Origin of the sequence: Mariniflexile sp. HMF6888 (assembly GCF_044335535.1) — a bacterium.
Lineage (GTDB): Bacteria > Bacteroidota > Bacteroidia > Flavobacteriales > Flavobacteriaceae > Mariniflexile.
Genome location: NZ_JBIQVZ010000004.1, coordinates 57,410 through 73,455, shown reverse-complemented (window position 1 = coordinate 73,455; position 16,046 = coordinate 57,410). Strand labels below are relative to the sequence as shown.

The 16,046-nt window shown below is 33.7% G+C and carries 14 protein-coding genes; 4 read left to right on the top strand and 10 right to left on the bottom strand.

Translation table 11 applies throughout. The annotated features are described in order from the left end of the window. Positions 1-22: 22 nt before the first annotated feature. The 8 genes from rpmB to recR form a co-directional block, all read right to left on the bottom strand. The gene (gene rpmB / locus ACGLWY_RS11245) at positions 23-259 is read right to left on the bottom strand and encodes a 50S ribosomal protein L28 (protein ID WP_111309066.1); all 237 of its coding nucleotides are present in this window, start codon (positions 257-259) and stop codon (positions 23-25) included. 83 nt (positions 260-342) lie between these two features. Next, a complete protein-coding gene (locus tag ACGLWY_RS11240) occupies positions 343-1,593 on the bottom strand; it encodes a competence/damage-inducible protein A (protein ID WP_396619764.1) in 1,251 nt (416 codons plus the stop codon). Further along, a complete protein-coding gene (locus ACGLWY_RS11235; protein WP_396619763.1) occupies positions 1,593-1,934 on the bottom strand; it encodes an Hpt domain-containing protein in 342 nt (113 codons plus the stop codon). Before ACGLWY_RS11235 ends, ACGLWY_RS11240 begins: the two co-directional genes overlap by 1 nt. Then, positions 1,935-2,546 (bottom strand): fumarylacetoacetate hydrolase family protein, encoded by a 612-nt coding sequence (locus tag ACGLWY_RS11230; RefSeq protein ID WP_396619762.1) that lies wholly within the window; start codon positions 2,544-2,546, stop codon positions 1,935-1,937. It abuts the gene before it with no gap. A 109-nt stretch (positions 2,547-2,655) separates the two neighbouring features. Beyond that, complete coding sequence (locus tag ACGLWY_RS11225; RefSeq protein WP_396619761.1) at positions 2,656-3,432, bottom strand: exonuclease domain-containing protein; 777 nt, start codon at positions 3,430-3,432, stop codon at positions 2,656-2,658. A 129-nt stretch (positions 3,433-3,561) separates the two neighbouring features. Next, complete coding sequence (locus ACGLWY_RS11220; RefSeq protein ID WP_396619760.1) at positions 3,562-4,893, bottom strand: dihydrolipoamide acetyltransferase family protein; 1,332 nt, start codon at positions 4,891-4,893, stop codon at positions 3,562-3,564. Between the two features lie 85 nt (positions 4,894-4,978). Then, on the bottom strand, positions 4,979-6,079 hold the full coding sequence (locus ACGLWY_RS11215) for a glycosyltransferase family 2 protein (RefSeq protein ID WP_396619759.1): 1,101 nt from the start codon (positions 6,077-6,079) through the stop codon (positions 4,979-4,981). 7 nt (positions 6,080-6,086) lie between these two features. Beyond that, positions 6,087-6,704, bottom strand: coding sequence for a recombination mediator RecR (gene recR / locus ACGLWY_RS11210; RefSeq protein WP_117176219.1), 618 nt, complete (start codon positions 6,702-6,704; stop codon positions 6,087-6,089). Positions 6,705-7,036: 332 nt separating this feature from the next. Between recR and ACGLWY_RS11205 the strand changes: the two genes are divergently transcribed. Next, positions 7,037-8,479: a sodium:solute symporter gene (locus tag ACGLWY_RS11205; RefSeq protein ID WP_396619758.1), complete on the top strand. Its 1,443-nt coding sequence runs from the start codon at positions 7,037-7,039 to the stop codon at positions 8,477-8,479. On the opposite strand, the gene ACGLWY_RS11200 is transcribed toward ACGLWY_RS11205, so the two are convergent. Beyond that, a complete protein-coding gene (locus ACGLWY_RS11200) occupies positions 8,450-8,812 on the bottom strand; it encodes a CoA-binding protein (protein WP_396619757.1) in 363 nt (120 codons plus the stop codon). The genes ACGLWY_RS11205 and ACGLWY_RS11200 overlap by 30 nt on opposite strands. A gap of 163 nt (positions 8,813-8,975) precedes the next feature. Here ACGLWY_RS11200 and ACGLWY_RS11195 point away from each other — a divergent pair, with 163 nt between their 5' ends. Then, complete coding sequence (locus tag ACGLWY_RS11195; RefSeq protein WP_396619756.1) at positions 8,976-11,447, top strand: TonB-dependent receptor domain-containing protein; 2,472 nt, start codon at positions 8,976-8,978, stop codon at positions 11,445-11,447. A gap of 505 nt (positions 11,448-11,952) precedes the next feature. On the opposite strand, the gene ACGLWY_RS11190 is transcribed toward ACGLWY_RS11195, so the two are convergent. After that, positions 11,953-12,960 (bottom strand): 3-oxoacyl-ACP synthase III family protein, encoded by a 1,008-nt coding sequence (locus tag ACGLWY_RS11190; protein WP_396619755.1) that lies wholly within the window; start codon positions 12,958-12,960, stop codon positions 11,953-11,955. Between the two features lie 399 nt (positions 12,961-13,359). On the opposite strand from ACGLWY_RS11190, the gene htpG reads away from it, so the two are divergent. After that, a complete protein-coding gene (htpG, locus tag ACGLWY_RS11185; protein ID WP_396619754.1) occupies positions 13,360-15,270 on the top strand; it encodes a molecular chaperone HtpG in 1,911 nt (636 codons plus the stop codon). A gap of 90 nt (positions 15,271-15,360) precedes the next feature. Beyond that, positions 15,361-15,999, top strand: coding sequence for an MOSC domain-containing protein (locus ACGLWY_RS11180; RefSeq protein ID WP_396619753.1), 639 nt, complete (start codon positions 15,361-15,363; stop codon positions 15,997-15,999). Positions 16,000-16,046 lie beyond the last annotated feature (47 nt).

Sequence of the window (16,046 nt, the reverse complement as noted above, 5' to 3'; positions counted from 1 at the left end):
TTTTACTTATTAAATACAGCTATTATTTTAAAAATCCTTTAGATTTTGCATCCTTAATTGCTGCAGTAATACCTATTTTGTTGATAGTTTTTAGAGCAGATGTAGAAACTTTTAAAGTTATCCAGCTGTCTTCTTCTGGAATGTAAAAACGTTTCTTCACTAAATTCGCATTAAATTTGCGTTTAGTTTTATTCATTGCATGAGACACGTTGTTTCCAACCATTGCCTTCTTACCTGTAAGTTCACAAACTCTTGACATTATTTATAACTTTAAATTTCTTTGTTGCTTAAAATCGAGGTGCAAATATACAAATTCTTTGTATTATGACAACCTAATTTTTATCAATTTTTAAAAATTTCTTTCAGAAGCATTTCTAAAGCTTTATTAACCGCCTTACTTATCACTTTTATACGGTGATTTCCTAACATAAATTTTTCTGAATACACACCATTTTTAGTAGCAATAGCAATAAAAACCGTTCCTACTTCTGCTTCTGAATCACCTTTGGTAGGTCCAGCATTTCCTGTGGTTGCCACAGCAAAATCTGACTGGAATAATCGCTGTGCATTACTAGCCATAGACTCTGCCACTTGGGCACTTACCACCGAAAAGGCATCAATATCTGCTTTTGAAACACCTAAAACATTCATTTTAGATTCGGTTGAATAGGTTACCACACCACCTTTAAAATAAGTCGAAGCCCCAGAATGTGTTGTAAATTGTTCTGCAATCATGCCACCCGTGCAACTTTCGGCAATAGCTAAGGTTTTTCCTAATTTGTTCAGTTGTTTTGCAATAACAACTTCTACTGAACCGTCTTCTTCTTCAAAACCTGCAAACTCGTTTTTTATTAATGGAATGACTTTGTCAAGTTCATTTTGAACACTATTGATAACTTCTTGAACATTGAATCCTTTTGCCGATAAACGCAACCTCATTTTCCCCAAACTTGGTAAATATGCTAATTTAATATGCTTTGGCAAAGTATCTTCCCATGCTTCTATACGTTCTGCTAAGGCACTTTCACCTATACCATATACCAATAAGGTTTTATGCAAAATATATGGGCAATTATATTTTTCCTTTAACTTTGGAATAACCGACTCTTCAACTAAAGCATTCATTTCGTAAGGTACTCCAGGAAGTGAAATAAATACTTTATGGTCTTTTTCCATCCACATACCTGGAGCTGTACCCAATTTATTCATAAGCACTTTTGCTTTTGAAGGCACAAGCGCCTGATCGCGATTTACCTGAAGCAGTAAACCACCAGTATAATGTTTCCAGAGTTCTTCAATATTTTCTATAACCGAATCGTCTTTTACTAATGTGTCATTAAAATATTCGGCGATGGTTTTTTTGGTAATATCGTCTTTTGTCGGTCCTAAACCTCCTGTAAGAATAACGATATCTACATGGTTCTCGGCATCTTTTAAGGCTTTAAGTATATGTGCTTTATCATCTTGAACCGATGTTATTTGGTAAACAGAAATCCCAATTTTGTTAAGATGTTTTGCAATAAACGCAGAATTGGTATCAATAACTTGACCAATTAAAAGCTCATCGCCTATGGTGATTATTTCGGCTAGCATTATAAATTAAAATCTGATTTTATTTCGGCTACAGCATTATCAACAGCCGAAATAACAATAGCCAATTGAGAAGAAATATCCAAATCCCTTTTTTCAAATTTCCCCCAATCTTGCACTTCAATTAAAATATCAAGCACTCCTAATTCGAATAAATCGACAGTTGGTTTCATTTTATGCGCTGCTTGATAAGTCGTGTGATAATCTTTTTCAGCAACCGCTTTTTTTAGTCGTTCGGCGTCTTCTGGCACTTCTTCTAAAAAAGCTTCGGCTAAAGTCGCAATAAAATCTTCATCGTTATCTGCTAATTCGCGTACCCTAAATAGTTTGTAATGTCGTTCCATTTATTTTATTGTTATTGAGAACATTTCTTTGTCTTCTATAAATCCTTTAAGTTTATCATTTGCAAATACTTTGCCTACTCCAGCAGGAGTGCCCGTAAATATAATATCTCCAATCTTTAAAGTAAAATATTTTGACACATATTCTATTAATTCATCAATTTTCCAAAGCATGTGGCTTGTATTTCCTAATTGTACAATATTTTCATTTTTTTTTAAAGAAAATTCAATCGCATTAACATCTTTAAAATCTGAAACTGACAGCCATTTACCTATAACCGCTGCGCCATCAAACGATTTTGCTTTTTCCCAAGGCAATCCTTTTGCTTTTAATTCGTTTTGTAAATCACGTGCTGTAAAATCGATTCCCAACCCAATTTCATCATAATATTTGTGTGCAAATTTTTTATCGATATACTTTCCTATTTTATTGATTTTAACCAAAACCTCCACTTCATAATGCACATCATTTGAAAAATCGGGAATAAAAAAAGGTTGTTTTTTCAGCAGAATAGACGTGTCTGGTTTCAAAAACACCACCGGATCTGTTGGTTTTTCGTTTTCCAATTCTTTGATATGTTCGGTGTAATTACGACCGATGCAGATGATTTTCATTGATGGTTTTTGGTTGATGGTTTTTGGTTGCTAACATAACTTTTTAACCTTTATACTTTTAACTCTGAACTCTGAACTCTGAACTCTAAACTCATAACTCTGAACTTTTTCAACCCAATTTATTATTGAAACTTCTGAGTTTTATAGCTGTTAACACTTTTTTTGTGTACAATGGGAAATCGGCATTTAATAACCATCCAAAATACCCCGGTTCGGTTTCTAATACGTCGGTGACTAACTTACCTTTATGCTTTCCGAATGAAAAACATTCTTCGCCTTGTTTGTTATAAACTATAAAGCCTGCAAAATCTGCAAATTGCTTTCTAGAGCTGAATTCTGCTAAAAACTTCGTATCGTTTTCTATTTCATCATACTTAGTTATTTGTGCCTTTAGCACTTCGTAAGTTGCCCTGGTATCTGCTTCTGCACCATGTGCGCCTTCTAGTTCTTCATTACAATAAAACTTATAGGCAGCACTTAAGGTACGTTGTTCCATTTTATGAAAAATGGTTTGCACATCTACAGCAACACGGTTTTTCATATCGAAGTCTACCTCAGCACGCAATAATTCTTCTGCCAATAGTGGAATATCAAATCTGTTTGAATTAAAACCTCCTAAATCGGAATCTTTAATCATGTTATAAATATCTTTGGCAACTTCCTTAAATGTTGGTTTATCAGCAACATCTTCGTTTGTTATGCCGTGAATAGCTATAACTTCATTTGGAATGATCATTTCGGGATTTACCAACCATGTTTTGCTTTCTTCCTTTCCGTTAGGATGCACTTTTAAAATAGCTATTTCAACAATGCGATCGGTGGTTATACTTACACCTGTTGTTTCTAGGTCGAAAAAACAAATGGGTTTGGTGAGGTTTAAATTCATTAGTTTTATTTTTCTGTTGAATAATTTGTCTTTATATCGACAATACAAAAATAAGAAAACCCAACCTTTTAATGAATTGGATTCGTCTTTTAAAGTTTATTTTGATGAGATTCCTGTCTCCGCAGGAATTTAAATTTCCCTATTACTATCCCAAGCTTCTAGGTAATCTTTAACGGCTTTTACAAATTGCCCTCCTAAAGCTCCATTTACCACACGGTGATCGTAAGAGTGCGATAAAAACATGCGGTAGCGAATACCTATAAAATCACCTTCATTGGTTTCAATTACTGCAGGCACTTTACGTATAGCTCCCAAAGCTAAAATACCAACTTGTGGCTGATTAATGATAGGTGTTCCCATGATGCTACCAAAGGTACCCACGTTGGTAACAGTATAAGTACCGCCTTGCACCTCATCAGGTTTTAGTTGGTTGGCTCGTGCACGATTTGCCAAATCGTTAACTTGTTTGGTCATGCCTACTAGATTAAGTTGGTCGGCATTTTTAATAACCGGCACAATTAAATTCCCATCCGCCAACGATGCTGCCATTCCTAAATTGATATTCTTCTTTTTAACAATGGTATCTCCTTGCATGGAAATATTCATCATTGGAAAATCGCGAAGTGCTTTAGCTACTGCTTCCATAAAAATGGGCGTAAAAGTTAAATTCTCACCTTCACGTTTTAAAAACGCATCTTTTATTTTATTTCTCCAGTTCCAAATCTTGGTAACATCAGCTTCAATAAAGCTTTGAACGTGTGCTGATGTTTGAACCGATTCTACCATGTGATGTGCAATAAGTTTGCCCATTCTGGTCATTTCAATAATTTCATCTTCACCACTTACTACAACTGGCGTTGGAGTTGGTTTTTGCTTTTCAGGTTGAATGGTTTTAACAACCGGAGCTTCAGTTTCAGACATTACTGTTTCGGTTTTGCCTGACTTATTTTGAATATAGTTTAGAATATCGTTTTTTGTAACACGATTATCAATGCCTGTCCCAACAATGCTATCGAGTTCTTGTTGCGAAACACCTTCTTCTTTTGCTATATTTTTAACTAATGGCGAATAAAAACGCTCTTCACTTGAAACTACAGGTGTCACCGTTTCTTTAGCTATAGCAATAGATTGATTTACAAACTCTGCTGCTTTTTCTTCTTCTATAGGAGATCCTTTTGAAGTGGTTTCTGAAACTTCTTCTACATTATCATCTTCTTCATCTTCCGTTTGAATAATTGCAATTGTTTGCCCAACTTGAACAATGTCATCTACATTAAAAAATTTCTCAATTAAAACACCATCCACTTCACTTGGTACTTCGCTGTCTACTTTATCGGTTGCGATTTCCAATACTGCTTCATCAAGTTCTATAGTATCTCCAACTTCTTTTAACCAAGATGTTATAGTTGCCTCTGCAACACTTTCTCCCATTTTGGGTAATTTAAGTTCAAACTTTGCCATATCTATAACGTAATACTTCTTTTCTATTTTTCGCTTGCAAAATTAATTAAAAAACATTGATTTTTTTAAATTATTTACAATAAAACTAATTTAAAACTACAATTTCACCTCTACTTATGGCATTATCACTTCCAAGTATAAAGTTAGCCTGCTTTGGTAATATTTTGTAGGTAATGGATTTGTTTTTTTTAGGATCACTCATCATTACTATAATTTCTTTATAACTCAGCTTATTAGCGTCAAAAATAACCTCTGTTCCTTTTTCTAGGTTACTTAAATTCGATTTTAAACTTAGCTTTTTCTGTAATGTTAGTTGCAAAGCATCATTCATTTTGTCTGAAATAAAAACATAACCACTAACACATTTTTCTTTGGTTACAGGCAATTTTCTAAACAAATAAACCACCCTAATACCAAGCCAAACAAACATGTCGAACAACGAGTTTTTCTTAAAGTGCTTTTTATAGAATATTTGCATGGCACCATAAAAACGACGTGCATAAAATTTGTCTTTTAATGTGCTTTCACCTTTGTAATGAATGACCGTTGTAGCTCCAAAATAGTAGTTCTCACAACCCGATTTTAATGCTTTATAGGACAAATCGATATCTTCACCATACATAAAATAATCTTCATCAAACCCCTTTAACTTATGGTATAAATCTCGTTTCATCAACATAAAAGCACCTACCAAAATATCGGCTTTTCCTATTTCATTTTCATTTAAATGATTGGCGTAATAGGCTTCTGAATTTCCATATACTTTTTTAAATGCCGCATTTATATAAGGAATATTTCGTTTGCTTTCTGGCAGAAAAACTCCAGAACCATTTATAAGCTTACATCCTACAATCCCTATTTTTTCTTTACTTTCTGCAAAACTTAACAGTAACGTAAACGTGTCTTCTGCAACAACCGTATCTGGGTTTAAAATACACAAATAATCGCCTTTTGCGTGAGAGACACCTATATTATTTCCTTTTGAAAACCCCAAATTTTCTTTGTTTTCTATTAGTCTAATCTCGGGAAATAAATCTTTTACCATTTGGCAACTACCATCTTCAGAATTATTATCGACTACAATAATTTCTGCATCAATAGTTTCGATAGCCGCTTGTACACTTTTTATACAGAGTTCTAAAAAGTAACGGACATTATAATTTAGTATAACAATAGATAACTTCAAAAGATCATTATAGTTTTAAAGAAGATTCAAACGGCACTCTATTAACAATACTTCTTCCAAGGGTAATTTCATCGGCATATTCCAATTCATCGCCAACCGAAATACCTCTAGCAATGGTTGATGTAAAAACTTGGTACTCCTGAATTTGTTTAAAAATATAAAAATTGGTGGTATCGCCTTCCATTGTAGAGCTTAACGCGAAAATAAGTTCCTTTATTTTGCCTTCTTTTACTTTGTTTACCAATGAAACAATATTTAAATCATGTGGACCGATACCATCCATAGGCGAAATTTTGCCTCCTAAAACATGATAGAGTCCTTTAAAGGAACTGGTGTTTTCAATGGCCATAACGTCGCGAATGTCTTCTACCACACAAACAAGGGTTTCGTCTCTATTGGGGTTTGAACAAATTTCACATAAATCGACATCGCTAATATTGTGGCATGATTTACAAAACTTGACATCGTTTCGCATGGTTTGCAAAGCTTCCGATAATGCCGTTGTTTGCTCTTTAGGCTGCTTTAATAGATGCAACACCAAACGCAAAGCGGTGCGCTTACCAATCCCTGGCAATTGCGACATTTCGTTAACAGCACGTTCAAGTAATTTTGAAGAGAATTCCATAGCTGCGAATTTAATACTTTTTGACTCAACTTAAAAAATGCAATACAAAAGAATAAAATATGTATTCCAAGAGACTGTTTAAGTTTTATCCTTTGGCTCTTTTATGTGCCTTTTTCCGTCATACTTCAGCTATTTTTCGGTTCGTAGCTATGTACCTCTCCCTCGCGGCAGCCTAGATCCTTCACTAAAAAGGTCTCCCAGACCTTTTTTATACGCTCGGCCCTGTCTGACAAAAAAATATCCTATAAAACATTCCAAAAATAAAATTTAAACAATCTCTAAAACTAAGACTGCAAACTAATTTTGTATTTTGGCTACCTAATCATAAACATATGAGTGCTACACAAATCATTCTACTTATTGCTGCCTATTTTGGAATGCTTATTATCATATCCTATTTCACCGGAAAAGAAAACTCTAACGATGCTTTTTTCAAAGCGAACAAATCGGCTCCATGGTATTTAGTGGCTTTTGGAATGATTGGAGCTTCACTATCTGGGGTGACTTTTATTTCGGTTCCTGGTTGGATCGAAGCTTCGCAATTCAGCTATATGCAAGTGGTGTTAGGCTATATAGTAGGCTATTTGGTAATTGGAACCGTGTTACTCCCTTTATATTACAAACTCAATTTAACATCTATTTACACCTATTTGGAAGAACGCTTTGGAAACTATGCTTATAAAACAGGGGCGTCGTTTTTTTTAATTTCCCGTGTTGTTGGTGCTAGTTTTAGGCTGTATCTCGTTGCAAATGTGTTACAAATAATATTATTTGACGAATTAGGCATCCAATTTTGGCAAACGGTGACTATAACTGTGGTTTTAATTTGGCTGTACACATTCAAATCGGGTATAAAAACCATTATTTGGACCGATACGCTTCAAACTCTATTTATGCTTATTGCTGTAGGAGTTTCCATTTATTATGTTAGTACCGATTTGGGTATAAACGGCGGTAATCTTTTGGGCTATATTTTAGATAGTGATTTATCTAAAACCTTCTTTTTTGATGATTATAAATCTGAAAATTACTTTTGGAAACAGTTTATTTCCGGAGCATTTATAGCCATAGTAATGACAGGTTTAGACCAAGATATGATGCAAAAAAACTTAACATGTAAATCGCTTAAGGATGCACAAAAAAACATGTTTTGGTTTACGATTGTTTTAACGATTGTCAATTTTATTTTTTTAAGTTTAGGCTTACTTTTAACTGTGTATGCCCAACAACTTGGTATTGATGCACACAAAGATGCACTGTTTCCCATACTTGCAAAAAACCATTTGGGGGTTGGTATTTTTATTTTCTTTCTTATTGGCCTAATTGCCGCTGCTTATAGCAGTGCCGACAGTGCATTAACAGCCTTAACAACATCGTTTAGTATAGATATTTTAGACATCGAAAAAAAATACGATAAGACTAAACAAATTACCATAAGAAAGCGAATTCACGTCTTAATTTCCCTATTACTAATATTGGTTATTGTAGCGTTTAAATATATTATTAAAGATGAAAGTGTTATAGCCAAACTCTTTGTTTTTGCAGGTTACACCTATGGACCGCTTTTAGGTCTTTACAGTTTTGGACTCTTTACAAAATGGCAGGTTAAAGATAAATTAGTACCTATTATAGCTATTCTATCGCCTATATTATCTTATATAATAAGTATAAATAGCTCAAAATGGCTCGGTTTTGAATTTGGATTCTTTATTTTAATTTTAAACGGATTCCTTACCTTTTTAGGATTAATATTGATTCGTAGAAAGCAACACTAGCGAACAAGCAGCTTCAAAAGGAATATTATTCTTCTTTAAAATTTCATAAAACTCAGGATTCTCGGTTCCGGGATTGAAAATAACGCGCTTCGGTTTTAATGACACTATATAATCATAATACATGATCTGGTTTTTAGGATTCAGATACAAGGTTACGGTATGCAAGTTCTCAAAAGACAACAATTCTGTTTGAATGGTCACACCAGCAACCACGCCTTGCTTCAAACCTAAAGCTACTGTTTCAATGTTTTGACTTGCAAGTTTCTGAATTGCATAATTTGAATACCTACTAGGGTTTAAAGACGCCCCCAGTACCAATGTTTTTTTATTCATATGTTAATATTTTTTCAAAGGTTAATGCCTACCAAAAACTTTTCTTTGTGGTCCAATAATTTTGACAATGTTATGTTAAAAGCATGTTAATATACAATAAAACAGTAACAGATTATAACAATCGTCGTCTACTTTATAATCAATCAAAAAAACAGTCAATCAAATGAAAAAATTATTTTTAGTATGCGTTTTCCTCTTGTCCATAATGAACAAAACACATGCTACCAATCCAAAATCGCCCGACGATAAAACCGGTACTATATCTGGAAAAGTATTAGACGCCACTTTAAAGCAGCCCTTACCCTATGTAAACATCATAATAAAAAACACTAAAGAAGACATTTTAACAGGTGGTATTACTTCTGAAGATGGTAGTTTTAAAATTGAAAAAATTGAAGAAGGGAAAATAATAGTAAGCATCCAATATATAGGTTACAAAACTATTAGAAAAGAAGTTTCTATTAAAAAAGGCAATTACGATATAAACTTAGGCAATATCTTTTTAGAAGAAGCTGCAGAAGGTTTAGACGAAGTTACTGTCATTGCCGAAACCTCAACAATTCAACAAAAAGTAGACAGAAAAGTTATAACCATTGGCAAAGACTTAGCTGCAACTGGCAGCGCATCCGAATTAATGGTAGGCATTCCTTCGGTTGGTGTTGATGCCCAAACTGGTGATATTAGCTTACGGGGAAACCAAAATGTACGTGTCATGGTTGATGGTAAATTGTCTAACATACCAACAGCCCAATTGTTAAAACAAATTCCTTCAACAGCTATAAAATCTATTGAATTAATCACCAATCCTTCTGCAAAATACAACCCCGAAGGCATGAGTGGTATTATAAATATTATACTGCACAAAAACACGATGGTAGGTTTTAACGGTAATGTAAACATTGGTTTAACCCACCAAATAGAAGCTAAATTCAATAGCTCATTGGATATGAATTACCGCAACGGAAAATTCAATTTGTACGGCAGTTATAGTAACAATATCTCTAAAAACAGAAATAAAGGTTTTATATCTAGACCCGAAAACAACTCGGAACAGTTCTTCAAATTTTTAGATAAAAGACAATCACATTTGTACAAAGTTGGCGTTGATTTTTATTTAGATGATAAAAACACCGTGTCTGTTTTCACTACACAGAACACCTCAGAAAGTAGTAATAATGGACAAACAGATGCTATATTTTATAATGATGCATCATTCAATCAAAGCCAACTTTTTGTTTCTAACAGCGACAACCTATCGTCACAATATAATTTTGATTACAAACACGATTTCTCAAAAGAAGGTCATAATATAGAACTAGAAGTTGACTATAATATTTTTGAAGATGATAGACCTGTTGATTTTATGTTCTTATTAGGATCAAATGAAGATTATAAGGATTTTAATAATACCGACAGAAAAAGCACGACCATAAATTTAGATTACATAAATCCATTAAGTGAAAAGTCTAAATTAGAATTAGGATTAGAAGCACGTTTATTTAATTCGGATATTGCATACGCATCTACTGGCGATTCGTATAACAATGCTGGTGTTTTAAGACCGACTCCAAGCACCGCGTTTGACTATACGAGAGACATTTACTCAGCCTATGCTAACTTTAACAAGCAATTTGAGAAATGGAGCTATCAAATAGGTGTACGTGCTGAAAACGTGCACGAAGATGCCATAGCATTATCATCGGAAGCCGCAAGTACCGAAACTTTTAAAAATGATTATTTCGAACTCTACCCATCGGTATTTTTTACTTATTCCCCTTCTGAAAAAAACTCATACCAATTAAGTTACAGCCGTCGTGTTGATAGACCGGGTATTGACCAAGTAAACCCTATTAAAGAATGGAGTTCTCCTTTAATTTCATCGTATGGAAATATTGACTTACAACCACAATTCACAAACTCCATTGAAGCTAATTATACCAGAACATTAAAAGATAAAAAAGGTACTGTAACAGGCGGTGTTTTTTACCGTATCATTAATGATGATATGAACAGAGCCTTATTTATAGATAGAACCGATATTAATTCTGGACGTGTTATCTTAACCCATGATAATTTTGATAACACTACTGCTTATGGAATGGAATTATCATCCAATTACAAACCAACAAAATGGTGGAATATTAATTCCAGTTTCGATTTATATTCACAAGTACAAAGAGGTATTGCCGAAAGTTTAACGGCTCCTATAGAAACCGCAACTATAGATGATATTGAAACCAACGTTGATGAAATTGACAATGTGGCATGGAATTTTAGAATGTTCAACAATTTTAGCTTAAGTAAAACAGTGAGTTTCACAGCCTTTGGTTTTTACCGAGGAAAAAACAGATCATTACAATTTGATAGAAAACCTATGTATTTTGTTAATCTTGGTACCCGGGTTGGTTTTGCCCAAGGAAAAGGGACGTTTAGCTTTAATTTGAATGATGTTTTCAACACTATGGAATTTGCTTTTAATGGCAAAAAACCATTTGTTCAAAACGGTGCCTTTAACTGGGAAAGCAATACATGGAATGTTGGCTTATCTTATAGATTTGGTGGTGGAAAATACCGTGCCAAAGCTAGAAAGAACAGAGATAATAATGAAGAATCCGGTGGCGGAGGCTTTATATAACACACTATTTAATAGCTTTCATTAATAGTTGATGGTTAGTATTAATGTTTACTGTTAAATAAGAAAACCCAAAGTATTTCCACTTTGGGTTTTTGCTTTTTTTTTGCTTCTATTTTATCATAAATGTTAAATTTTAAAAAAATACAAATTTCACACAATATACACAATACCAAAACGTTGTAGTAACATACAATCTAGCAAACGAAAGAATAATTATTATAAGAGTTAGTCACCTTCGCATATAAAATTTCGTAATAAAGATTTGTATACATATAACATGAAAACTCGAAAATTATCTTTCGAGTTTTTTTGTATTAAAAAAGTTTAAATCACTTCAATGTGTTAAAAATGAGTTAAATAGCAAGACTTATGCAATATTTCAGAGTCTTATACGTCTATATAACAGATTCTTCACAATAGTAAAGTGTTAGTTGAAGTTGATTAATAGCTAGAGAAGCCCAAAACCATTAAGTTTTGGGCTTTTTGTTTTATATACTCTAAAATTTTATACCCATTTAATAATAGCACTTGCCCAAGTAAAACCACTTCCAAAGGCAGCAAGCACCACGTTATCTCCCGGTTTTATTTTACCTTCTTCCCAAGCTTCAGTAAGTGCAATAATAACAGAAGCTGCCGTAGTATTACCGTACTTCATAATATTATTAAAAACTTGATCATCACTTAAACCAAACTTCTTTTGAATAAATTGCGCAATTCGCAAATTCGCTTGATGTGGAATAAGCATATCTATGTCTTCTTTCTTCAAATGATTTGCTTGTAACCCTTCTTCAATAACCTCACTAAAACGAACGACAGCATGTTTAAACACAAACGTTCCATCCATATACGGAAAATACGATACATCCTCTTCGCCAGCTTCCAAAATTTCCGGTACCCAATGTGCAATACTTGGTGAAGCAACAATTAGCTTATCGGCATACTTGCCTTCACTATGCAAATGGGTTGATAAAATACCCTTTGTTGTGTCCTCTTCCCTAGTCAACACACAGGCACCTGCACCATCACCAAAAATAACGGTCACGCCACGACCTCGCGTTGATTTATCCAATCCATTACTATGGTATTCGGCTCCTATAACCAAAATATTTTTATACATGCCCGTTTTAATAAACTGATCAGCTACCGAAATGGCATACACAAAACCCGAACATTGGTTTCTAACATCCAAAGCACCAACAGTTGGCATATCCAATAAATCCTGAATTTGCACACCACAACCTGGAAAATAATAATCGGGACTTAAAGTTGCAAATACAATAAAATCAATAGCGTCTTTGGTTAATCCGGCACGTTCAATAGCTATCTTAGCTGCTTTTGCTCCCATAACTGCCGAGGTATCATCGGTTCCTTCTTTTATCCAACGCCGTTCTTTAATACCTGTACGCTCTTGTATCCAAGCATCATTGGTATCCATTATTTTAGATAAATCATCATTAGTAACCACATTATCCGGCACATATTTACCTAATCCTATAATTTTTGAATTATACATATTTCCCTCAATTTAATAGAATACAAAGTACAACAACTCCAACAATATTCCAATTATTAAAATTTAGAAGTGGTTTAAACTTTTTTAATTGGCTACAAAATGGTCTTTTTATCCCATATTTCACCTGTTTTTTTACTCCGTAGCTCTGCTATGCAGTGCAAAAAAGATAAAATCTGTAACAAAAATCCCTATTTTTCGCTTCAATCAAAAAAGTTTAAACCACTTCTTATTCTAAAAATCGGTAATCATCAATCGCTATTCGGTAATCAACAGTGTCAGTTTGTCACATTTTATTAATTGGCATTTTTGTTGACTAAGAATTCAAAGTGAATTAAAACATAAATTAATCAGATTCCTTTCTAACACAGCCAAGGAATGAAAAATTAAAACTATTATACTATGACAAAAGGAAGTATTAATGTTTCCGTAGAGAACATTTTCCCTCTCATTAAAAAATTCTTGTATAGCGACCACGAAATATTTTTACGTGAGCTAATTAGTAACGGTACCGATGCTACTTTAAAGCTAAAACACCTTACAAGCATTGGAGAATCTAAATCGGAGTACGGCAACCCACAAATTGAGGTTAAAATAGACAAAGAAGGCAAAAAGCTTCATGTTATTGACCAAGGTTTGGGTATGACTGCCGAAGAAGTTGAAAAATACATCAACCAAGTGGCTTTTTCCGGTGCCGAAGAATTTTTAGATAAATATAAAGATTCTGCTAAAGATTCAGGAATTATTGGTCATTTCGGATTAGGTTTTTACTCAGCATTTATGGTCGCTGAAAAAGTAGAAATTATCACAAAATCGCATACCGATGCACCTGCTGCTCATTGGACTTGTGATGGTTCGCCTGAATTTACTTTAGAAGCATCAGACAGAACCGAAAGAGGTACTGAAATTATTCTCCACATTGCCGATGATTCTACCGAATTTTTAGAAGAAGCCCGTATTAGTGCATTATTGCAGAAGTATAATAAGTTCATGCCAGTTCCAATTAAATTTGGAACTAAAGAAATTAACGATCCTGAGCATGAACCTGCAACAATTACAGATAAAGACGGTAAAGAAACCAAAGAACCTCAACGTAAGATTACAGTTGATAATATCGTCAACAATCCAAATCCAGCTTGGACTAAACAACCTACCGATTTAAATGATGAAGACTATAAAAATTTCTACCGCGAATTGTATCCAATGCAGTTTGAAGAGCCTTTATTTAACATTCACTTAAATGTAGATTATCCGTTCAACTTAACTGGTATTTTGTATTTTCCAAAAATGGGTCAGGATTTCAATATCCAAAAAGATAAAATCCAACTATACCAAAACCAAGTGTATGTTACTGATAATGTAGAAGGCATTGTACCTGAGTTTTTAACCATGCTTCGTGGTGTTATTGATTCACCAGACATTCCTTTAAACGTTTCGCGTAGTTATTTACAAGCTGATGGGGCGGTTAAAAAAATCTCATCTTACATTACTAGAAAAGTTGCCGATAAATTAAAATCCTTATTCAACAGTAACCGTGAAGATTTTGAAGCAAAATGGAACGATATTAAAATCGTGATTGAATACGGAATGCTTTCAGAAGAAAAATTCTTTGAAAAAGCGAACGATTTTGCACTCTATCCAACAGTCGACGGCACTTACTATACCTACGATGAATTATTCAACAAAATAAAAGCGAATCAAACTGATAAAGATGGCAAATTAGTCATTTTATATGCTTCCGATAAAGAAGCACAACATGCTTATATTGAAACTGCAAAAGCAAAAGGCTATGAAGTGTTGTTGTTAGATTCGCCTATCGTATCGCATTTAATTCAGAAACTGGAAAGCTCTAAAGAAAACATCAACTTTGCACGTGTAGACGGTGATCATATTAACAAATTAATACAAAAAGAAGACACCGAGATTTCTAAATTAACTGAAGAGCAAAAAACAGCATTAGAAACCCTGTTAAAAGAAGTCATTCCTTCAGAAAAATTCATGGTACAGTTAGAAGCTATGGATAGTGAGGCATCACCATTCATCATTACACAACCGGAATTTATGCGTCGTATGAAAGAGATGCAGCAAACTGGCGGTGGCGGTATGTTTGGCATGGGCAGTTTCCCTGAAATGTACAACTTGGTAGTTAATACAAACTCTAAATTAGTTGGCGAGATTTTAGAAACTAAAACCAAAAACAAACAAGAGCGTTTAATTAACCAAAGTTTGGATTTAGCACGTTTATCCCAAGGCTTATTAAAAGGTGAAGAACTTACCAAATTTATTAAGCGTAGTTATGAAATGATTAAGTAATCTTCCATTCCCTCGAAAGAGGGAATCTTATAATTTAATAAATCTAAAACCACTTTGCAAACAAAGTGGTTTTTTTATTACTTTTAATTCATGAAAATCATCTCAACAAACCTAGCCAACCCAACGACCATTATTTGGAACGGAAAAGAAGAAACTACTGGTATTTATAAAAAACCTACTGACAGACCCATTTACATAGGCAAAACCGATGTAAAAAATGATGAAGTATCGGATCGTGAACATCATGGCGGTTTTTATAAAGCATGCTATATGTTTTCTGCAGAACAATATTCTTATTGGAAAAACCTATACCCAAATTTAGATTGGAATTGGGGTATGTTTGGTGAAAACTTAACGGTTTCTGAATTTGATGAAACGCAAGTTTATTTAGGCGACATCTACAAAGTTGGCAAAGCCTTAGTACAGGTTTCACAATACAGAGAACCTTGTTACAAATTAGGATATAAATTTGGAACACAAACGGTTCTTAAACAATTTATAGAACACGGTTTTGGCGGTACTTATTTGAGCATTCTTGAAGAAGGTTATGTAAATGTTAATGATACTTTTGTTTTAGTTAAAAGACCCGAACACAGAATATCTGTAGCAAACTTATTTCGTTTAATCCATTCCAAAGACAAAGATCAAGACTTATTGAAAATTGTTGTTAATAGTGAAGCCATTCCTCCTAAAAAACAAGCATTATTAAGGAGTTATATTAAAGATTAATATCGCTTATAGGGTCAAACAATTGAGGCTCAACTTTAATGTAAAAC